Here is a 19,069-nt window from a genome sequence, read left to right as displayed (position 1 = left end):
TATCCTTTATTCTTATCACTAACTACTGACTAATAACTAATGACTATTCCGTTATTTTGATTTCATGAATGTTCCAGAATGCGCCACCCAATGCAGAGTATTGGATACCTTCAAAGCGATTACGTACTGCTGACATTGATAAAGGATTAACTAGATAAATAAATGGTAAATTTTCTTGGGTAATCCTTTGGGTTTCAGCATAAATTTCTTTCCGCTTTGCTGGGTCTAATTCCCTTGCTCCTTGAATGTATAACTTAGCAATTTCTGCTTCCCAAGGAGCCACTTCCCAACCTTCAATTGGCTTTTGTCCTGCTTGGGGTTTTTGATTAAACATATGTAATCCACCTTCGGGAGACCAGACATTAGCTCCATCATTTGGTTCTAAACCACCAGTCAGACCCAGCATAGAAACTTCCCAATCTAATGAATTTGAAAGCTTATCTGTGTAAGTATTCCATGCCAGAGGAGTGAAATCAACTTGAATACCAATTTTACTCAGGTCTTGTTTAATCTGCGAGCCAATTGCTTCGCGGATTTTGTTACCAGCATTGGTAAGTAATGAGAAGCGGACGCGGTTTCCTTGAGCATCTATTAATTGGTTTTTGTCGTTATATTTGAATCCTGCTTTTAGTAGCAGTTCCTTCGCCTTTTGTGTATTGTAGTTATAAACTTTTAGTCCTTCTTCAGGCGACAGATAATAAGGACTTTGCACGGAAATAGGTGAATTTTGTGGTTTACCCAAACCACGAAAAGTGTTGTTAATCATTGTTTGTCGGTCAATCGCATAGGCTACTGCCTGCCGAAATTCTACAGTATTAAACCAACGCGATTTTATTGGATCAACCAGGGGTTTTCCATCCCTTTTACCTTTATTTAAATTAAAGAAAACAAACGTCGTACCTGTTGCTGGGCCACCATTAAAAATTTTAAAATTCCCCTGTTCTTCTTGCACCTTTAGTAAAGAAAAGTAATCTGGTGAGACTCCTACAGTATCTAACCCGCCAGAACGAAATTGCAGCAACGATGTATCTGTCGATTCCACAATTTGCCAGATAACCCGTTCAATATAAGGCTGGGATTCGCCTTTTGGCCCTTTGCGCCAATAGTAGGGGTTGCGCCTGAAAACTACACGCTGACTGGTGTCGTAGCGCTCTAGCTTGTAAGGGCCGTTGACGATAATTTGATCTGGAGGCGTATCAACGCCCCACTTTGACAAAAATATTGGCTTGCCATCTTGATCTTTTGTTTTTACAAATTTGTCTAGGGTATGGGCAGGTAAAATTGGCAGTCCTAGAGTTCCCAAGAAAGGTGCAAATGGTTCTGGAGTAGTGAATTCAATCCGTTGAGCATCGATTTTTCGTACTTTTGGCAATGCCCGACTTTCACCAATCCGTAGCACATCTCTAGCATCTGCGGGAATTGCTTCGTTAAGATAAATATCGTTGAAGGTAAATACTACATCATCGGCTGTTAAAGGCTTCCCATCAGACCATTTTAATCCCTGACGTAGGGTAAAAACAAATCGCAATTTGTCATCAGAAATTTCCCAAGATTCTGCTAAAGAAGGCTCGATTTTGCCCGTTATGGGGTTTTCAGTTGTCAATCCTTCATAAATCAGAGGAAAAACATTCGGAGACTCCTGACTGAGAGGATAATTAAAAGTTTTGGGATCACTGAGAATGGCACTTACCAATTGCGGCACTTGAGCAGCGGTGCTTTTGAAGTTAGCTGGGTTACAAGCGGTAAGTGTAAGCGCTGTTGCTGAAGTCAAAATTATTGGCAACCAAAAATGTTTAATTGCCAGAAATATTTTTCTAAAAAATTTCATAATTTCAAATTGATTTCCATCCTAATCAGTCTTGAATATCTTTTTCAGGGGCTAAAAGAAAAGTTATTCTAAAGCAACTAGCAAGACGACAGCATAAGCACATATACCTTCTTCGCGTCCAACAGGGCCTAATTTTTCGTTGGTGGTAGCTTTGATGCCAATTTGATTTGGTTCTAATTCTAAAACCGCCGCTAGTTTGTCGCGCATGTTGTAAATATGGGGTTTTAATTTTGGACGTTCTGCTACTACCACCGAGTCAATATTTCCCACCTGCCAACCTTGATCCCGAATCAATTGGTGTACTTGAGTTAATAGTACTAAACTATCTGCTCCCGCCCATTGGGGATCGCTAGGCGGAAAATAATGACCAATATCGCCCAAAGATAACGCCCCAAGCATGGCATCCATAATTGCGTGGGTAAGCACATCAGCATCACTGTGCCCCAACAAACCTAGTTCATGGGGAATTTCAATTCCACCTAAAATCAAAGCGCGATCGCTCACCAGTTGATGAATATCGTAGCCGTTACCAATACGAACTTTTGTCATTTGTTATTTATTATTGGGCATTGCTTATTCTTCCTCGTCCCCTTGTCCCCTTGTCCCCTTGTCCAATTTTTCCAAAAGATCAGGGCGACGATCGCGGGTTTTTTGAATTTGTTGTTCATAACGCCACCGGGCGATCGCTGCGTGATTGCCAGAAAGCAAGACATCAGGAACTTTCAAACCGCGAAAATTGGCAGGACGAGTATATTGGGGATAGTCCAACAACCCCTCTTCAAAACTTTCTGCGGTGAGGGACTCAGTTTTGGCCACGGTTCCTGGTATTAGCCGCACTACGCCATTAATCAAAGCCATTGCTGGAATTTCCCCACCAGTCAGAATAAAATCGCCTAAAGATACTTCACGAGTTACCAAATGCAGCACCCTCTCATCCACTCCTTCGTAATGCCCACAAATAACTACTAATTGGTCATAATTTGTAGCCAATTCTTTCAAAAGAGGTTGATTAATTGTTTGACCCTGTGGACTCATCAAAATTATTTCTCTTCGGGGTAGAATCGGCAGCGATTCCACAGCGTTAAAAATCGGTTCTGGCTTCATTAGCATCCCTACGCCGCCACCGTAGGGTTCATCATCTACCTTTCGGTGCTTGTCAGTGGTAAAGTCCCGTGGGTTAACCAGATGCACTTCGGCAATCTGTTTGGCTAAGGCTTTACCCAGTAACCCCGAATTGAGAACAGAGTTAAAACAGTCAGGAAAAAGTGTAACTATATCAAAGCGCACAGTTATTCGTATTCGAGGACACTAATCTTAAATTTGGATGTCTAGCAAACATCGCCAAGCCGAGGTCGAGTCAAACTCCAGTTAAACTTTATCAATAGTATCTAAGACTACCAGACCTCTTGGATTTTAGATGGGATCAAAAGTTTTTCTAATTACTTAATTTATGTTTAAATGTTGTCACAACTACATTTAAATTAATAATCATATCAAGTTAACAACTTCCAGGATGCATCGAGCCAGCCTCAGAAAAAAGCGTAGTCTTACCTGCTCGTCCCCAGCCCTAGAGGGGGAATCTAGCCCCCTAAAGACTATTTTGCCCTGCTGCAAGTGGACAGGTGAAAAACAAGGCCCTGGCTTTGAGAAATGGGAACGAACACGTTTAGACTGAGGCAACGCGAGCGTTAAGCGAGAATTTGGAGAGTGGCTGACTCAGTTCCAAACTTCCAAAAAGTGTCCTCTCAAAGAAGCAAAGCGCAAAAATCATCAGGCAACTGATCCTTGTTAAATTCACCTGAAGTTGTTGACAGGAGAAACAAAATGCCGCAATTACAAGCTAAATCGCTAGAAATGAGGACACCCCAAGCAACTAAAACCGCCGTTCTGGTTATCGGAGGCGCAGAAGATAAAGTTCATGGGCGCGAAATCCTACGAACTTTTTTTGGACGTGCCGGTGCTAGTAAGGCTTATATTACAATTATTCCATCTGCCTCTCGCGAACCCGCCATCATCGGTGGTCGGTATATTCGCATTTTTGAAGAAATGGGTGCTCAGAAGGTAGAGATTTTAGACATCCGCGAACGAGAACAGTGTGAAGCCTCCCAGATCAAAGCATCCTTAGAAGCCTGTAGTGGGGTATTTTTGACAGGAGGAGACCAACTGCGTCTTTGTGGCGTATTGGCAGATACACCAGCAATGGAAATTATTCGGCAGCGGGTGAGGGCGGGGCAACTTACGCTAGCAGGCACAAGTGCAGGAGCGGCAGTAATGGGGCATCACATGATTGCTGGCGGCGGTAGTGGAGAGTCGCCAAATCGTTCCCTAGTCGATATGGCAACGGGTTTGGGATTTATTCCTGAAGTAATCGTTGACCAACACTTTCACAACCGGAATCGGATGGGGCGGCTAATTAGTGCGATCGCAGCTCATCCCGATCGCTTAGGTATTGGCATTGACGAAGATACTTGTGCAGTGTTTGAACGTGATGGTTGGCTACAAGTTATGGGTAAAGGCAGTGTCACCATTGTTGATCCCACTGAAGCCACCCACACCAACGAACCCCATGTCGGTGCTAATGAACCATTAACAGTGCATAATTTACGTCTCCATATCCTCAGCTACGGCGATCGCTTCCACTTGTACCAGCGGACTGTATTGCCTGCTGTACACCGAATCTCCAGCTGACGGGATAGAGTATCTGAGGTTACACTGAGTTGACCGCACATTTATTTCTTACCGTAGAAAAATGATAAGAATACCATGTAAAAAGAAAAAACTGTTTGCAATGAACAGTTTAGCGGTCAATTCCAGTAAGAAACTAGAATTTTGGTTCCGAATCTCCATCTACCTATTCCCATGAGAATCCTCAAGATCCAGACCTTACGCGGCCCAAACTATTGGAGCATTCGACGCCACAAGCTGATCGTCATGCGCCTCGATTTAGAAACCCTTGCCGAGACGCCCTCGAATGAAATCCCTGGCTTTTATGAAGGATTAGTTGAGGCGCTGCCGAGTCTGGAGGGCCATTATTGTTCGCCTGGCTGTCGTGGTGGTTTTCTGATGCGAGTCAAAGAAGGCACTATGATCGGCCATATCGTGGAACATGTAGCCTTAGAACTCCAGGAATTAGCTGGTATGCATGTCGGCTTTGGTCGCACCCGCGAAACTGCCACACCCGGAATTTACCAAGTAGTGATCGAATACGTGAATGAGGAAGCGGGACGCTACGCTGGACGAGCCGCAGTGCGGCTGTGCCAGAGTATCGTTGATCGAGGCCGTTATCCGAAGGCAGAACTAGAGCAAGATATCCAAGACCTGAAAGACTTTGTTCGTGATGCTTCCCTAGGGCCTTCTACTGAAGCGATCGTCAAAGAAGCAGAAAAAAGAGGTATTCCCTGGATGTCTCTAGAAGCCCGCTTTTTGATTCAGCTAGGCTACGGCGTGAACCAGAAGCGAATGCAGGCCACAATGACTGACAACACCAGCATTCTGGGCGTAGAACTAGCTTGCGATAAAGAAGCCACTAAACGCATCCTCGCTGCCGCTGGTGCACCAGTACCCAGAGGTACAGTGATCAACTTCTTAGACGATTTAGAACAAGCCATTGAATACGTTGGCGGCTATCCCATTGTTATCAAGCCCCTGGATGGCAATCATGGGCGTGGGATCACCATTGATATCAGAACTTGGGAAGAAGCTGAAGCCGGATATGAAGCTGCCAGACAGGTTTCCCGGTCAATTATTGTTGAAAGATATTACGTTGGGCGCGACCACAGGGTATTAGTGGTTAATGGCAAAGTAGTAGCAGTAGCCGAGCGCGTCCCGGCTCATGTCATTGGCAATGGCAGATCCACCATCTCCGAACTGATTGAGGAAACTAACCTTGACCCAAATCGCGGCGAAGGACATGATAACGTCCTAACCAAGATTGAACTAGACCGCACCAGCTACCAGCTGCTAGAAAGGCAAGGCTATACCCTAAATAGCGTGCCACCCAAGGGTACTATTTGTTATCTCAGAGCAACGGCAAACTTAAGTACAGGTGGTAGCGCTGTAGACCGTACCGATGAAATTCACCCAGAAAATCTTTGGTTGGCACAACGGGTAGTGAAGATTATCGGTTTGGATATCGCCGGACTCGATATCGTCACCACGGATATTAGCCGCCCGCTGCGGGAAGTTGATGGCGTGATTGTGGAAGTTAACGCCGCTCCCGGCTTCCGAATGCACGTTGCCCCAAGCGTTGGTATCCCCCGCAACGTCGCCGGCGCAGTAATGGATATGTTGTTTCCCAACGAGCAATCCAGCCAAATACCGATCCTCAGCATTACGGGTACTAATGGCAAAACCACTACTACCCGACTACTAGCACATATTTATAAACAGACTGGGAAAGTAGTAGGATATACTACAACTGATGGTACATACATCGGTGATTACTTAGTAGAAGCTGGTGATAACACAGGCCCCCAAAGTGCCCACGTCATCCTCCAAGATCCCACAGTAGAGGTAGCTGTACTAGAAACGGCTCGCGGTGGCATTCTCCGTTCTGGATTAGGCTTTGTAGCAGCAAATGTGGGCGTGGTTTTGAATGTAGCCTCCGACCACTTAGGAATTGGCGATATAGATACCATTGAGCAGTTAGCTAACCTCAAGAGCGTAGTAGCGGAAGCCGTATACCCAGATGGATACGCGGTACTTAACGCCGACGATCGCCGCGTAGCCGCCATGTCAGAAAAAACTAAGGCTAATATTGCTTACTTCACAATGAACCCCGACTCGGAATTGGTGCGGAAGCACATCCAAAAGGGTGGAGTCGCGGCGGTATATGAAAATGGCTATTTGTCAATTGTTAAAGGTGATTGGACACACCGCATAGAAAGAGCAGAAAATATACCTTTAACAATGGGCGGACGTGCACCGTTTATGATTGCCAACGCTTTAGCTGCAAGTTTGGCAGCATTCGTGCAAAACGTCACAATTGAGCAGATTCGTGCTGGTTTGAAGACTTTCCGGGCTTCAGTTAGTCAAACGCCAGGACGGATGAATTTATTTAATTTAGGCAACTACCACGCTTTGGTGGACTATGCTCACAACGCAGCCAGTTACGAAGCTGTAGGTTCCTTTGTGCGGAACTGGACTACAGGACAACGGATTGGCGTAATTGGTGGCCCAGGCGATCGCCGTGATGAAGACTTTGTTACTTTGGGCAAATTAGCAGCACAAATTTTTGATTACATCATCGTCAAAGAAGACGATGACACACGGGGACGGGCACGAGGTTCAGCCGCCCAGTTGATTATTCAAGGCATCACCGAGGTTAAGCCTGACAGCCGCTATGAATCAATTCTGGATGAAACTCAAGCGATAAATAAAGGCTTAGACATGGCTCCTGATAACAGTCTGGTGGTAATTTTGCCAGAAAGTGTGAGTCGGGCTATTAAGTTAATTAAGCTGCGTGGTCTAGCCAAGGAAGAGACACACCAACAAAATTCCGGCACAACTGTCATCGATTCCCAAAATGGAATAGCACCTTCTTCTGTTGTTAATACCTTACTGTAGTCAGGAGAAGACCGCGCTGGCTCCCCAACGTACTGCCTCCTCCTGCCTTTTGTATTCTGACTACTTTAATTACTGTTTTTCTTGTTCCGAATTGGTTTCGTCACTGGGAGTTTTCATCTCCTCCTTAAACCCTCGTAGGGTTTTGCCCAGTGCGGTTCCCAGTTCGGGAATTTTTTTTGGGCCAAAAATTAGAACAGCGACTATGGTAATTACAGCTATTTCTGGCCATCCCAGTCCAAACATATAAATTTCCTCTAAGGCTCCTTTAATTAAATATAGACATTGATGGCTCAAATCTGATGAGTTCGCCATTGATAAGCGAAGCACTCGACCCTCTTGAGCGATCGCTAGCTCAACTAACTTCCCATTGGATTGGTAATTGGCAAACCTAACCACTCACTTAATTCATGAGCTAACCATTCAAGTTCTACTTCGGATTTAATACCGACATCGTTTCCACCAAGCTGATATTTTTGTACTCCTGAGCAAATATATAGTTGTGCGGGAACGGCAACTCTAGTGCCTTCAGAGTCTTTAGTAAAGTGTTTGGGAATGTAAACCACCTTGGTAATACTTCGTCTTGGCGATGGACGGGGACGCTCAAATTTCCAACGAAACAACTCCCAGCTTAGGGCAATTTGTTCTGCATTCAGGCGCAAGCAGATGCGTCCAAACAAGTTAAAGAAAAATTTATAAACCATCATAAAGCCAGCACCCCAAAAAGGAAGTGAGAACAAGGCAAAGGGGATATTGGCAGGAAAAGGGGCGGAGAGAGCGCCAATTGTCCAAAACAGGATAAATGAATTCCAGACGATCGCAAATAAACCTGTGAGTACTATTGATGCATCAAAACCAGCTGGTGGAACGATAATTTCTAGAGAATCCCAATTTTTGGTTAGTTGAATCTTACTCCCGTCTGGTTTGCTAACAACCAAAATAGGTAAGTTTGTCGCTTGTGGTTTCTCTAAAGCTGCGATCGCTTCGATCGCAGAACTCAAACGCCGTTCTAAACTGGGTTCAATCATCCACTTTAGCCAATTGCTAAAACTGGGACTCACATTAGCTGCTTGTTCAAACTGAATGCGAAAATCCTTTTGGGGTAAATCGGCTGGGTGATTACCCGTCATTAAATAAATTAAGGTTGCGCCTAAACTATAAAGGTCAGATGCTGCAACAGTGCGTCCACCAAATTGCTCTGGTGGCATATAGCCATAGGTTCCTACCACAGTTCTTGTTCCAGTTTCGGTGGCGAGGACAGTCTGCACTGAGCCAAAATCTACCAAATAAACTTGACCAACACTATTACCAGAACGCTCCCCTAATAAAATATTGCTAGGCTTAATATCACGGTGAATTACAGGCGGATACAGCCCATGTAGGTAAATAAGAATCTCTAAAAGCGCTTTGGCTATCTGTTTGACTTCAGGTTCTGTAAAAGTTCGCCCAGTTTGTAAGTATTGCTCTAAAGTTTTTGCTGGGATATAAGTTTGTACCAGGGCAAAACCTTTGATGGTTGGTAAATTGACCTCAAAATAGTTTAAATAGCGAGGAATTAAGGGGTGTGCTAGGTTTTTTAAGGTTTCGGCTTCTCGCTCAAACAGCTTTAAATCATCCCATTCAAAATCACCACCAAAAGAGAGTAACTTGATAACGACTAATTCCTGAGTTTGCAAGTCACGAGCTAATAAAGTTCGCCGCCCTGCTTTTTTTCCTAGTAGCTGCTGAACTTCATAGCGCTCACCTAATATTTCGCCAATCATTATGGTTTCTTATAATGCTACGTTTGAAAAGTTTTTAGAGCTTAGAGCTTTTCAATTTGGCAAATCGATATCTTTAGTATAATTGCGTAATTCTATGCCCTCCCAACTTTGGCCTTATATTACCCCTGGTATTCCCGATGAATTGTTTGAACATTTGCCAGGAATTCCCCTGAGCCAGCGAGAAGTCAGACTGCTGTTAATTGCCCAACTGCGACTAAGATCAGATTCTGTTTTGTGGGACATTGGTGCAGGGACGGGGACAATTCCGGTAGAAGTGGGGCTATTGTGTCCAAACGGAAAGATTATTGCTATAGAAAGGGATGAAGAAGTAGCTAATCTGATCAAGCGTAACTGCGATCGCTTTGAGGTTAAAAATGTCGAAGTAATTGAAGGTAGCGCCCCAGAGTGTTTACACGATCTTAAGGTCACCCCTCACCGTGTTTGTATCGAAGGAGGACGCCCCATTCAGGAAATTCTGCAAGCAGCTTGGCATTATTTACCCCCATCCGGTCGGGTTGTAGCCACAGCTGCTAATCTAGAAAGTCTGTATGCTATTTCCCAGAGTTTTTCTCTGTTAAGGGCTAGAAATATCGAAGTCGTTCAGTCTGCGGTTAATCGCTTAGAGACGCGTGGCTTTTCTCAAACCTTTACCGCCGTTGATCCCATTTTTATCCTCAGTGGTGAGAAACTGGACTAGGGACTGGGGGCTGAGGACTAGGGGCTAGGAACTAGGAAAAAGTTTTCCAAATACCTAATACCCAGTACCCAATCCCCAGTACCCAATACCCAATCCCCAGTACCCAATCCCAAATACTTCTATGCCTTGGTCTCGGATTATTAGTGGAATTGTTGCGATCGCTCTTGCTCTTTCTGCAACCCTTTTGGGGGGTTGGTACTTTACCATCATCTTTGCGGTTATCATCTTTTTGGGTCAACAGGAATATTTTAATTTGGTGCGAGCCAGAGGCATCGCTCCGGCCGCTAAAACGACTATGGTTGTCAGCCAAGTTTTGCTGGCAATTTGTACCCTTGATGGCAGTTTAGCTGACGCTGTGATGCCAGTTGCTGGCACACTTATTTGTTTTTACCTGCTGTTTCAGCCCAAATTTGCCACGATCGCTGATGTTTCCGCTTCTATTATGGGGCTATTTTACGTAGGTTATTTGCCGAGTTACTGGGTGCGATTACGAGCAATTGATAGTGCTGCTTTTAGCAATCTCGCTTTCGGAGGTTACTGGCCCACAACCTGGACAGATTTCTGGGAAAAAGCAAATTCTGCTTCTTTACCACAAGGTTTTACAGCAACACTGCTGACTTTTTTGTGTATTTGGGCAGCGGATATCGGTGCTTACACTATTGGCAAATTCTTTGGGAAAACCCGTCTCTCTGAGATTAGCCCGAAAAAAACTGTAGAAGGTGCTGTCTTTGGTATTACTTCAAGTGTTGCTGTAGCCATAGCAGGAGCCTATTATCTACATTTGCCCAGATCCCCCTTGACTGGTTTAGCATTGGGTTTACTGATTGGTATTGCTAGCCTTTTAGGGGATCTTACCGAGTCTATGCTCAAGCGGGATGCTGGGGTCAAAGATTCTGGACAATTAATCCCTGGTCACGGTGGTATTTTAGACCGTACTGATAGTTATATTTTCACTGCTCCTTTGGTTTATTATTTCGTGACACTACTGTTGCCGCTACTATAGAGCTTCTCAGTTGAGTTCAATACAGACCTAAGAAGAACAGTCCCAACTCTTGTAAGACTTGTCATTACCCACATTTTTGTAACAGTTAAAGTATTGCACTGACCCACATCCCGCCCAGAACTTAAGCTTTAGCCTTAGAATTCTATTCCGAGGCGGGATAGAAACGAAGCGAGGGATTGTCCCCTTGTCCTAATACACTTGGGTTAAGAATTTTTGGCATTGATTTCGGCACGTAGAGACGCGTTAGCGCAGCGGGACGAAGTAAAATTTTGGGTCTCTACAGAGGATTTCGGACTTAACTGAACAGTATTGCCCCTTGTCCTCCTCATCCCCTGAGAGCCGTTATATCATTTAAATTAATGTATTAGCATTTTTTAATTTCTAATCCTCAAGGATTAACGTTAATCCTCCCACGACACAATAGCTTGCCTGGGATCAGCGTTAGTTCTTGAATATCGACATCTGAGCCAAGATCCAGATTGTACTCATGATTGTCCTCTAATATATCTCCCTGGTTGGACTTGATTTTTATATGTGCCAGTTGCAACTCATGTCCACTGAGTAACTGTAAGCCCAGACAAATCTCTAGAGGTATTGTTTCACTATTGGTTACTCTCATACCTCGCAGTATAATTTGGTTGTTATCAAGGATAATTTCTTGCCAATTTATTGGTTGTGACTTTGGGCAATGTGTTGGTAAAACCTTAACCAGCAAATCGCTCAAAGCAGTCGATAATAAGTCAGATGAGAGAGAAGCATTGAGATCCTTCTCGTCTACGACTAAATCGCCAACCACTGGTACTGTTTCTAACAGTCGCAGAGGTTTTCCCTTGAGTACGGAGCCGATATTTATCCGAATATTTTCTGCTATTAATTTAATTTGTGTAATCAGGAGACCTTGATAAACTGCATGAGTAGCAAAAATAGATACCGAAGGGATACGCCCAGAGAGGATTTGGCGATCGCTCGCTTTAATCTCCACTTCTAATTCAGATATTTGGCTCACTTGCGCTCTCAACCAGAGCTTTAGTGCTGTTGTGAGTACTTGCGTAATTATGCGGATTTTATTTGCATTTGTTGTTTGGGAATTTTGCTCTGGCATTTAACCAATCTGTTTATGAGTATTTGTTCAACAACCGAACATAAATTAAATAAGTCTTAAATGTAACATTTATGCCTACTCACTACAAAATACAAATATCATTTAATTGTTAACAGTAAATAAGCAATTTCCACATGGAGGCACGGTTACAAAAAATTCTCGCTCAATGGGGTATCGCCTCACGTCGTGAAGCCGAAGAAATGATTAGGCACTCACGGGTGCGGATCAATGGGGTATTGGCACATTTAGGTCAAAAAGTTGATCCCCAAAAAGATGCGATCGCAATCGATGGTAAACCTGTATCCGAAAAGCAGCGTCCGGCTTTAATATATCTATTGCTACATAAACCAGCGGGAGTCGTTTCGACTTGCTACGACCCTCACCGCAGACCAACAGTCCTGGATCTACTACCGAAAGAATTACGGGAGGGTTCAGGTATTCACCCAGTTGGGCGTTTAGATGCAGACTCTACAGGAGCATTAATCCTTACCAATGACGGAAATCTGACATTTGGACTAACCCATCCACGTCACAGTATTTCCAAAACATATCGTGTTTTGGTCAAAGGACATCCTCCAGAAGCAGTACTACAAATGTGGCGTCAAGGTGTGATGTTGGAGGGTAGAAAAACCAGGGCCGCTAAGGTACACCTAATAGAACATCGAGCCGAGCAAAGCTTTTTAGAAATAGTGTTGCAGGAGGGAAGAAATCGCCAGATCCGCCGTATAGCTCAACAGTTAGGATACCCAGTAATCAAGCTGCATCGGACTGCTATCGGCCCAATTCAATTACAAACTCCCAAAGAACCCTTGTTGGAAGAGGGTCAATATCGTTCCCTCAAAGATCACGAGATTCGCTTTTTGCAATATCAGATAACGCAACCTATTAAAGATTCAGTGGAGTTAAGGAGTGTCAGCAGGCATGAAATGGCTAAGAAAGAAGAATAATCACCAGCCATCACTTTCATTAGAGCAACAACGAGCCGAAAAGTTGGCAGAAATGGGCGCTCAACTTTGGGCATTGCGTCAAGAACAGGGATTATCTCTAGAGCAAGTGGTTGTATTGACCAGGATTCCCCGGCGATTATTGCAGGCGATCGAAGAAGGTAATTTAAACGATCTGCCAGAACCAGTCTATATTCAAGGTTTAATCAGGCAATTTGCCGATGCACTAGGTTTGAATGGAGTAGAATTTTCTGGCACTTTTCCAATCAGTTCTGCACAAGTGAACCCTCAAGGTAGGGGGAATAATTCACCTCTTGATCAACTACGTCCGATTCACCTTTACTTTCTTTACATATTTCTAATAGTATGCTCTGTAAATGGCTTATCTCAGTTATTAAATAACGCTGTACTACAAGCAAGTAATAGCCAAAACCAGCCATACCTAAAGCAAAAGTCCATTGTTAAACCAGAACTAGCCCAACTAAAAGAGTCTGTGGAGGTTCAACCGGTTAGCAATACCCTTAGCGCTGTCCAACAGGGAAAGGCTGTACAGATTGGTGTCACTTTGAAAGCGTCATCTTGGATTCGCATAGTAGCCGATGGCAAAACCGAGTTTGAGGGTATTCTGCCAGAAGGAACTCACCGGATTTGGAAAGCCCAAGAGCAACTCACAGTGAAAACTGATAATGCTGGTGGTGTGTTGATGAGCGTCAATCAAGAGAAAGCCAAGGAAATGGGAGAACCGGGGAAAGAGGAAGAAGTTAGGATTGCAGCTGCTAAACCTAAGTTTTGAGATGAGGGATATGAGGGAGGAGGATGAGGGGGACAACGAGACAAGGAGGACAAGGAGGCATTTACTCCTCCCTCTGCCTTGTCTTCTCCTGCTCCCCCTCCTCCCTCATATCCCCACTCTTCACTGGGCTTGCGGGGCGCGTCCATTGAGTCTGGTAAGAACTTTCAAGCGATCGCCTAATTCTTGTGTCAAAGCTGCTCCTTGATAGCGCCACCCCCAGTTACCCTCAGCAATACTGGGAAAATTCATCCGCGCTTCGTTTCCTAATCCCAAAATATCTTGCAAGGGAATAATCGTTTGGTTGGCTATGGAACTCAAAGCCAAGCGAATTAAATCCCAATGGATGCCTTCAGGACTAATACAACCTAAATAAAGCAACAGATTTTGCTTTTCGTAGTCGCTGGCTGAATTAAACCAGCCTACAGTTGTGTCATTATCGTGAGTGCCAGTATAAACTACAGCATTTCGTGGGTAATTGAATGGTAAAAATGGATTACCGGGATCAGAACCAAAGGCAAACTGTAAAACCTTCATCCCAGGAAATTCATACTTATCTCGCAGCGCTTCTACCTCTGGTGTAATTACTCCCAAATCTTCCGCCAAGACCGGTAGCTTGCCCAACTTCTGCCTAATCACTTCAAAAAAAGCATCACCAGGCGCTTCCACCCATTTACCATTCATGGCAGTTTCTTCGCCTTTGGGTACTGACCAATATGCCTCAAAGCCCCGGAAGTGGTCAATGCGAATTATATCTACATAATCCAGCATTGCCTCAAAGCGCTGTACCCACCATTTAAAGTCTTGTTTTTGCAATTCTTCCCAGTTATAAACCGGGTTACCCCACAATTGACCAGTGGCGCTAAAGTAATCTGGTGGGACTCCGGCCATTTGGGCAGCAACTCCAGTCTCTTCATCTAAGCAAAAGATGTCGGGATGTGCCCACACGTCAGCACTATCATGAGCTACGTAAATGGGGATATCGCCGATAATGTCTATACCGCGCATGTTAGCGTAGCTTTTCAGGTCTGACCACTGCCGGAAAAACTCAAATTGGATGAACTTGTAATAAAAAATCTCCCCATTGAGCCGACGCTCTACCTGAGCTAAGGCTTCGGGTTCACGCTTGACAAATTCTGGCTTCCATGTATGCCAGCTTGCATTGTCGTTAGCATCTTTTAACGCCATAAATAAGGCGTAATTATCTAGCCAATAGGCTTTGCTATCGCAAAAACCTGCAAACTCTTTTTGTTGGATTTCCGTAGCATTTGCTCTAAAGTTTTCACAGGCTTTTTTCAGCAGCTCAATCTTAATCGGCACAACTTGGTCAAAGTCTACCTTTTCTACGGGAAATCCTGGTAAATTAGCAAAGTCTTCTTCAGTTAGCAAACCCTCATCTCGCAGTTTTTCTGGGCTAATTAGCAGGGGATTTCCTGCCATTGCCGAGTAGCACATATAGGGGGAATTACCGTATCCAGTGGGGCCCAAGGGTAAAACTTGCCAATATTGTTGATGGCTCTCTTTAAGAAAATCGATGAAGCGATAGGCTTCTAAGCCTAAATCTCCAACGCCGAATCGACTGGGAAAGGAAGTAGGATGCAGCAAAATGCCACTGGATCTAGGAAAAGGCATATTTAACCTGAATTATGAGAGGGAGCAATTATCTGATGGACACGCTACGCGATCGCATCGAATTTATCACGGAACAGTATTTGCAGGATAAATCAAGTAAACTCATCTTGATTGTCATTTGTCTTTGGTTGATTAACTAATGACCAATGACTAATGACCAATGACTAATAACTATGACTTACCGAAATCCTGCACCGACAGTTGATATCATCATTGAACTAGTAGATCGACCTCATCGGCCAATAGTGTTAATTGAAAGACATAATCTACCCTTAGGTTGGGCTATTCCTGGTGGTTTTGTGGATTATGGGGAAGCGGTGGAAGTGGCGGCCCTGCGGGAAGCTGAGGAAGAAACGGGTTTGCAGGTGGAGTTAGTTGAACAATTACTGGTGTATTCTGATCCCAATCGCGATCCGCGTCAGCATACGATTAGTATTGTGTTTTTGGCAACAGCGACGGGGGAACCTGTGGCTGGAGATGATGCTAAGGGTGTAGGAATTTTTGAGTCTTGGCGTGTGCCTAGTAATTTATGTTTTGACCACGATTGCATTTTGCGGGATTATTGGCGATATCGGCATTATGGGATACGTCCGAGGTTGGGGTAAGAGGGACGAACCGCGAAGGCGCGTTCACGAAGTGTCTCGAAGAGAAGGGCGCAAAGGAAGAAAAGAGAGGAATATCTATGACACAAAGTTTTTGTGATTATACTGTGTCAGTGGTATTCAAAGGTGCATTATGGACGCTGAGACGCTATTAGAGAAATATGCCGAAGGACAACGGAAATTTCATTCAGAAAATTTGAGTGAAGAAAATCTCAAAGGTGCAGACCTCAGTGAAATAGACTTATACGGTGCAAATTTGGCTGGAGTTGATTTAAGTGAAACGAATTTAACTCAAGCAAATCTTAATAGTACAAATCTCACTAAAGCGTCTTTAGCAAATACAAAGTTAATTTCAGTAAGTGCTTCTTCAGCAATTTTTGCTTGGACAGACCTCAGTGGTGCTGACTTGAGTTGGTCAACTCTCAATAGCGCAAATTTGAATCATGCAAACTTAGAACAGGCAAACTTGATCGGTGTAGACCTAAGTAGTGCAAAATTAATTTATGCAAACCTAGATACAGCAAATTTAACTGGAGCAACTCTTAGTAGTGCAGATCTGACTGCGGCTTCCTTAGCTGAAGCTAATCTCAGTAAAGCTAATCTAACTAAGACAGATTTTAGCCAGGCGTACTTAATTGGAGCAAACTTTACTCTGGCTAACTTAACTGAGGCAATATTGCAAAGTGTCAAACTCCAAGGAAGTATATTTCATAGAGCGAATCTGAACAAAGTTGATCTCTCAGGCATGAATTTGGCTGACATAGATTTTGCAGCAGCATCTCTTCAAAGTACAAACCTTACAAAAGCATTTCTCCAAGGAGCGAATTTAGAAAAAGTCAATTTGCGATGGGCAAATTTAACCAGAGCAAATTTAGATGGAGCAAATTTGAGAAGGGCTGATTTAACTGGGGCAAATATCTATGGGGCAACCTTTAAAGATGCTGACCTAACTGGTGCGATAATGCCAGATGGAGAAGTCTACAGACTGATCGCTCCTAAAGGGGAAATCGGTAAACAAGAAACATCGTTAGAGAAAGTAATATCTATGACTCGTAAAGTAATTAATACTGATAACGCACCCGCTCCAGTGGGCCCTTATAATCAAGCGATCGCAGCTTCAGGTCAATTTCTATTCATAGCTGGACAAATTGCCATCGATCCCCGCCTTGGTGATGTCGTCTACACTGATGATGTCAAAAAGCAAACTGAGCAGGTATTAGCTAATCTTGAAGCCATCCTCACCGCAGCCGGGGCGACTTTTGAAGATGTTGTGAAAACTACTGTATTTCTAGCTGATATGAATGATTTTGCGGCGGTGAATGCCGTATATGCTAAATATTTCCCGGAAAATACAGCCCCAGCGCGGGCTTGTGTGCAGGTATCGCGCTTACCTAAAGATGTGTTGGTAGAAATTGATGCGATCGCAGTTATTAGCGGTTAGGAGAAATATCACAATGAGCAAAATTTTAACGGTTACATTTGATGGTTCTGTTTTGCGCCCAGATATTCCACCTGATTTAGAACTGAACAAACGCTATGTAATTACCATCGTTTCTGAGGATATTAACTCATCTGAAACTAAAGTGGCTGATGCATGGGATGTATTAGAAGATTTAACTGGAACAGTTGATGCACCCGAAGATTGGGCAAGTCAACACGATCATTACCTCTATGGCACACCAAAACGCCAGCCTGAAATTAACACATGACGGGTGAGCGAATATTTTTAGACACTGTTTTTATCCAAGCGTTACTAAATGTACGCGATCAATACCCTCTCAAGGCTAAAACACTGCTACCACGTGTCCAAAATGCTGTTGAAGTATGGGTGACTGAAGCTGTTTTAATCGAAGTTGGTAATGCTTTGAGTGCTTTTAATCGCACAGCCGCAATACGATTTATCCAGCAGTGTTATCAAACACCAAATATGTGTGTTGTGAGTGTAGACACACAGATGCTTAACCATGCTTTACAACTTTATCAGTCCCGTCTAGACAAAACCTGGGGGTTAACTGATTGTATTTCGTTTATTGTCATGCAGGATCAGGGCTTAATTATTGCAGCAACCGCTGATCAACACTTTGTCCAAGCAGGTTATCGGGCAATTTTGCTGGAAATAGAAGCTTGACTGGATGATGGCTTGAAAAATTAGAACTTCAACAGCACAGTTGAGGATTGGCAATTGTAAGTATTTTTGAATGTTCCCCTCTGAATAAATGCGATCGCCTCTAGAACTTTGGGAATACTGAAATTAAGTACCCTAGAGGAGTATTAAAAATGGCAGAAAATCGCATCAGTGCCAGTCTAGCCCCAGCAGATAAAGAAGCAGTCATGCAAGCGATCGCTACAATTAGAGAAAAGTTACCGTTTTTGGTTGATCTGACCACCGAAGAACGGCGAACAATGTTGAAGATGGGAGATAAAAGTCGGGCTTTTGTCAGCAAAGCCTTAGAAGTGGCGACACAGAACCCTAACTTTTTGCCCCGTTCTTTTGATTTAGAAGAGATGCGCCGAGATTTGGCACTGTTTGAGGCCTTGTATCCAGTGCTTTTGTCTCTAACGCAACTGCAAGAATTAGTGGATGATACCTGTATAGCCTCTGCTAGCGAAGCCTATGCAGCAGCATTAGCAGTTTATAGCTATGCCAAAGCTAGCGGTGATGTCACAGGTTTAGATGCAGTAATTGATGAGATGGGACGCAGGTTTAACCGCCGTTCCAAGAAAAAGCAATCCGAAGTCCCAGTTAGCTAAAGCTTAAAATAGGCAATTATAGCAGTTGTCAACTTGGTAAAATACACATCATTTGTAGCGGCATAACAATGTTATGCCCTTTTTGCGTCTTGAATCCAAAGATTTTTGAAACCCGCCTTCGCGGGTTTTGTCTGTGTAGCCGCGACTTCTAGTCGCCAGGGCATTTTTGAGCCTCAGAAGATCAACATTGAGCCTCAGAAGGTCAACATTGAGCCTCAAAAGGTCAACATTGAGCCTCAAAAGGTCAACATTGAGCCTCAGAAGGTCAACATTGAGCCTCAGAAGGTCAACATTGAGCCTCAGAAGGTCAACGTCGAGCCTCAGAAGGTCAACGTCGAGCCTCAGAAGGTCAACGTCGAGCCTCAGAAGGTCAACGTCGAGCCTCAGAAGGTCAA

At 43.9% G+C, this 19,069-nt stretch carries 19 protein-coding genes; 11 read left to right on the top strand and 8 right to left on the bottom strand.

The window, feature by feature from the left end; translation table 11 throughout:
- Window positions 1-43: 43 nt before the first annotated feature.
- The 3 genes from F8R90_RS16615 to trmD form a co-directional block, all read right to left on the bottom strand.
- On the bottom strand, window positions 44-1,828 hold the full coding sequence (locus F8R90_RS16615; RefSeq protein WP_196511666.1) for an ABC transporter substrate-binding protein: 1,785 nt from the start codon (window positions 1,826-1,828) through the stop codon (window positions 44-46).
- A 63-nt stretch (window positions 1,829-1,891) separates the two neighbouring features.
- Complete coding sequence (gene ispF, locus F8R90_RS16610) at window positions 1,892-2,377, bottom strand: 2-C-methyl-D-erythritol 2,4-cyclodiphosphate synthase (protein ID WP_196511665.1); 486 nt, start codon at window positions 2,375-2,377, stop codon at window positions 1,892-1,894.
- Between the two features lie 24 nt (window positions 2,378-2,401).
- Entirely contained in the window at window positions 2,402-3,115 is a 714-nt protein-coding gene (gene trmD, locus F8R90_RS16605) for a tRNA (guanosine(37)-N1)-methyltransferase TrmD (protein ID WP_196511664.1), read from the bottom strand.
- A 537-nt stretch (window positions 3,116-3,652) separates the two neighbouring features.
- Here trmD and F8R90_RS16600 point away from each other — a divergent pair.
- Both F8R90_RS16600 and cphA read left to right on the top strand, forming a co-directional pair.
- Window positions 3,653-4,516 carry a cyanophycinase gene (locus F8R90_RS16600; protein ID WP_012412065.1) on the top strand — a complete coding sequence of 288 codons (864 nt, stop codon included), beginning with the start codon at window positions 3,653-3,655 and terminating at the stop codon, window positions 4,514-4,516.
- A gap of 171 nt (window positions 4,517-4,687) precedes the next feature.
- Complete coding sequence (gene cphA, locus F8R90_RS16595; RefSeq protein WP_196511663.1) at window positions 4,688-7,393, top strand: cyanophycin synthetase; 2,706 nt, start codon at window positions 4,688-4,690, stop codon at window positions 7,391-7,393.
- Window positions 7,394-7,462: 69 nt separating this feature from the next.
- Here cphA and tatA read toward each other — a convergent pair whose 3' ends face one another.
- Together tatA and F8R90_RS16585 are read right to left on the bottom strand one after the other, a co-directional pair.
- Window positions 7,463-7,636 carry a twin-arginine translocase TatA/TatE family subunit gene (gene tatA, locus F8R90_RS16590; protein WP_190894808.1) on the bottom strand — a complete coding sequence of 58 codons (174 nt, stop codon included), beginning with the start codon at window positions 7,634-7,636 and terminating at the stop codon, window positions 7,463-7,465.
- 113 nt (window positions 7,637-7,749) lie between these two features.
- Window positions 7,750-9,153 carry a serine/threonine protein kinase gene (locus F8R90_RS16585; RefSeq protein WP_196511662.1) on the bottom strand — a complete coding sequence of 468 codons (1,404 nt, stop codon included), beginning with the start codon at window positions 9,151-9,153 and terminating at the stop codon, window positions 7,750-7,752.
- A gap of 94 nt (window positions 9,154-9,247) precedes the next feature.
- On the opposite strand from F8R90_RS16585, the gene cbiT reads away from it, so the two are divergent.
- Complete coding sequence (gene cbiT / locus F8R90_RS16580) at window positions 9,248-9,850, top strand: precorrin-6Y C5,15-methyltransferase subunit CbiT (RefSeq protein WP_196511661.1); 603 nt, start codon at window positions 9,248-9,250, stop codon at window positions 9,848-9,850.
- Window positions 9,851-9,971: 121 nt separating this feature from the next.
- On the top strand, window positions 9,972-10,853 hold the full coding sequence (locus F8R90_RS16575; protein ID WP_196511660.1) for a phosphatidate cytidylyltransferase: 882 nt from the start codon (window positions 9,972-9,974) through the stop codon (window positions 10,851-10,853).
- 388 nt (window positions 10,854-11,241) lie between these two features.
- Here the strand turns inward: F8R90_RS16575 and F8R90_RS16570 are convergent, their stop codons facing one another.
- Window positions 11,242-11,955 carry an LmeA family phospholipid-binding protein gene (locus tag F8R90_RS16570; protein ID WP_196511659.1) on the bottom strand — a complete coding sequence of 238 codons (714 nt, stop codon included), beginning with the start codon at window positions 11,953-11,955 and terminating at the stop codon, window positions 11,242-11,244.
- A 134-nt stretch (window positions 11,956-12,089) separates the two neighbouring features.
- Here F8R90_RS16570 and F8R90_RS16565 point away from each other — a divergent pair, with 134 nt between their 5' ends.
- Both F8R90_RS16565 and F8R90_RS16560 read left to right on the top strand, forming a co-directional pair.
- Window positions 12,090-12,902, top strand: a complete 813-nt coding sequence (locus tag F8R90_RS16565; protein WP_196511658.1) for a pseudouridine synthase — start codon at window positions 12,090-12,092, stop codon at window positions 12,900-12,902.
- A complete protein-coding gene (locus F8R90_RS16560) occupies window positions 12,877-13,692 on the top strand; it encodes a helix-turn-helix domain-containing protein (RefSeq protein WP_196511657.1) in 816 nt (271 codons plus the stop codon). Before F8R90_RS16565 ends, F8R90_RS16560 begins: the two co-directional genes overlap by 26 nt.
- A 120-nt stretch (window positions 13,693-13,812) precedes the next feature.
- Here F8R90_RS16560 and malQ read toward each other — a convergent pair whose 3' ends face one another.
- The gene (malQ, locus tag F8R90_RS16555) at window positions 13,813-15,321 is read right to left on the bottom strand and encodes a 4-alpha-glucanotransferase (protein ID WP_196511656.1); all 1,509 of its coding nucleotides are present in this window, start codon (window positions 15,319-15,321) and stop codon (window positions 13,813-13,815) included.
- A 173-nt stretch (window positions 15,322-15,494) separates the two neighbouring features.
- On the opposite strand from malQ, the gene F8R90_RS16550 reads away from it, so the two are divergent.
- The 5 genes from F8R90_RS16550 (at window position 15,495) to F8R90_RS16530 (ending at window position 18,674) form a co-directional block, all read left to right on the top strand.
- Window positions 15,495-15,926 carry an NUDIX domain-containing protein gene (locus F8R90_RS16550; RefSeq protein ID WP_196511655.1) on the top strand — a complete coding sequence of 144 codons (432 nt, stop codon included), beginning with the start codon at window positions 15,495-15,497 and terminating at the stop codon, window positions 15,924-15,926.
- Window positions 15,927-16,056: 130 nt separating this feature from the next.
- Window positions 16,057-17,364, top strand: a complete 1,308-nt coding sequence (locus F8R90_RS33700; RefSeq protein ID WP_196511654.1) for a Rid family detoxifying hydrolase — start codon at window positions 16,057-16,059, stop codon at window positions 17,362-17,364.
- 13 nt (window positions 17,365-17,377) lie between these two features.
- Window positions 17,378-17,632 carry a hypothetical protein gene (locus F8R90_RS16540; RefSeq protein ID WP_196511653.1) on the top strand — a complete coding sequence of 85 codons (255 nt, stop codon included), beginning with the start codon at window positions 17,378-17,380 and terminating at the stop codon, window positions 17,630-17,632.
- Window positions 17,629-18,051: a type II toxin-antitoxin system VapC family toxin gene (locus tag F8R90_RS16535; protein WP_196511652.1), complete on the top strand. Its 423-nt coding sequence runs from the start codon at window positions 17,629-17,631 to the stop codon at window positions 18,049-18,051. Before F8R90_RS16540 ends, F8R90_RS16535 begins: the two co-directional genes overlap by 4 nt.
- Before the next feature lie 149 nt (window positions 18,052-18,200).
- The gene (locus tag F8R90_RS16530) at window positions 18,201-18,674 is read left to right on the top strand and encodes a hypothetical protein (RefSeq protein ID WP_196511651.1); all 474 of its coding nucleotides are present in this window, start codon (window positions 18,201-18,203) and stop codon (window positions 18,672-18,674) included.
- Window positions 18,675-18,722: 48 nt separating this feature from the next.
- On the opposite strand, the gene F8R90_RS16525 is transcribed toward F8R90_RS16530, so the two are convergent.
- The coding region (locus F8R90_RS16525) for a hypothetical protein (protein WP_196511650.1) at window positions 18,723-19,069 on the bottom strand (347 nt) is incomplete at its 5' end.

The sequence above is a fragment of the Nostoc sp. NZL genome, assembly GCF_015714705.1.
Classification (GTDB): Bacteria; Cyanobacteriota; Cyanobacteriia; order Cyanobacteriales; family Nostocaceae; genus Nostoc; species Nostoc foliaceum_A.
The sequence above is the reverse complement of the archived record's forward strand: the minus strand, read 5'-3'. Positions and strand labels throughout refer to the sequence as shown.

Coding starts and splice junctions, on each gene's coding strand:
- F8R90_RS16615 (WP_196511666.1), bottom strand. CDS start 1,828: ATGAAATTTTTTAGAAAAATATTTCTGGCAATTAAACATTTTTGGTTG.
- ispF (WP_196511665.1), bottom strand. CDS start 2,377: ATGACAAAAGTTCGTATTGGTAACGGCTACGATATTCATCAACTGGTG.
- F8R90_RS16600 (WP_012412065.1), top strand. CDS start 3,653: ATGCCGCAATTACAAGCTAAATCGCTAGAAATGAGGACACCCCAAGCA.
- cphA (WP_196511663.1), top strand. CDS start 4,688: ATGAGAATCCTCAAGATCCAGACCTTACGCGGCCCAAACTATTGGAGC.
- tatA (WP_190894808.1), bottom strand. CDS start 7,636: ATGTTTGGACTGGGATGGCCAGAAATAGCTGTAATTACCATAGTCGCT.
- F8R90_RS16585 (WP_196511662.1), bottom strand. CDS start 9,153: ATGATTGGCGAAATATTAGGTGAGCGCTATGAAGTTCAGCAGCTACTA.
- cbiT (WP_196511661.1), top strand. CDS start 9,248: ATGCCCTCCCAACTTTGGCCTTATATTACCCCTGGTATTCCCGATGAA.
- F8R90_RS16575 (WP_196511660.1), top strand. CDS start 9,972: ATGCCTTGGTCTCGGATTATTAGTGGAATTGTTGCGATCGCTCTTGCT.
- F8R90_RS16570 (WP_196511659.1), bottom strand. CDS start 11,955: ATGCCAGAGCAAAATTCCCAAACAACAAATGCAAATAAAATCCGCATA.
- F8R90_RS16565 (WP_196511658.1), top strand. CDS start 12,090: ATGGAGGCACGGTTACAAAAAATTCTCGCTCAATGGGGTATCGCCTCA.
- F8R90_RS16560 (WP_196511657.1), top strand. CDS start 12,877: ATGAAATGGCTAAGAAAGAAGAATAATCACCAGCCATCACTTTCATTA.
- malQ (WP_196511656.1), bottom strand. CDS start 15,321: ATGCCTTTTCCTAGATCCAGTGGCATTTTGCTGCATCCTACTTCCTTT.
- F8R90_RS16550 (WP_196511655.1), top strand. CDS start 15,495: ATGACTTACCGAAATCCTGCACCGACAGTTGATATCATCATTGAACTA.
- F8R90_RS33700 (WP_196511654.1), top strand. CDS start 16,057: ATGGACGCTGAGACGCTATTAGAGAAATATGCCGAAGGACAACGGAAA.
- F8R90_RS16540 (WP_196511653.1), top strand. CDS start 17,378: ATGAGCAAAATTTTAACGGTTACATTTGATGGTTCTGTTTTGCGCCCA.
- F8R90_RS16535 (WP_196511652.1), top strand. CDS start 17,629: ATGACGGGTGAGCGAATATTTTTAGACACTGTTTTTATCCAAGCGTTA.
- F8R90_RS16530 (WP_196511651.1), top strand. CDS start 18,201: ATGGCAGAAAATCGCATCAGTGCCAGTCTAGCCCCAGCAGATAAAGAA.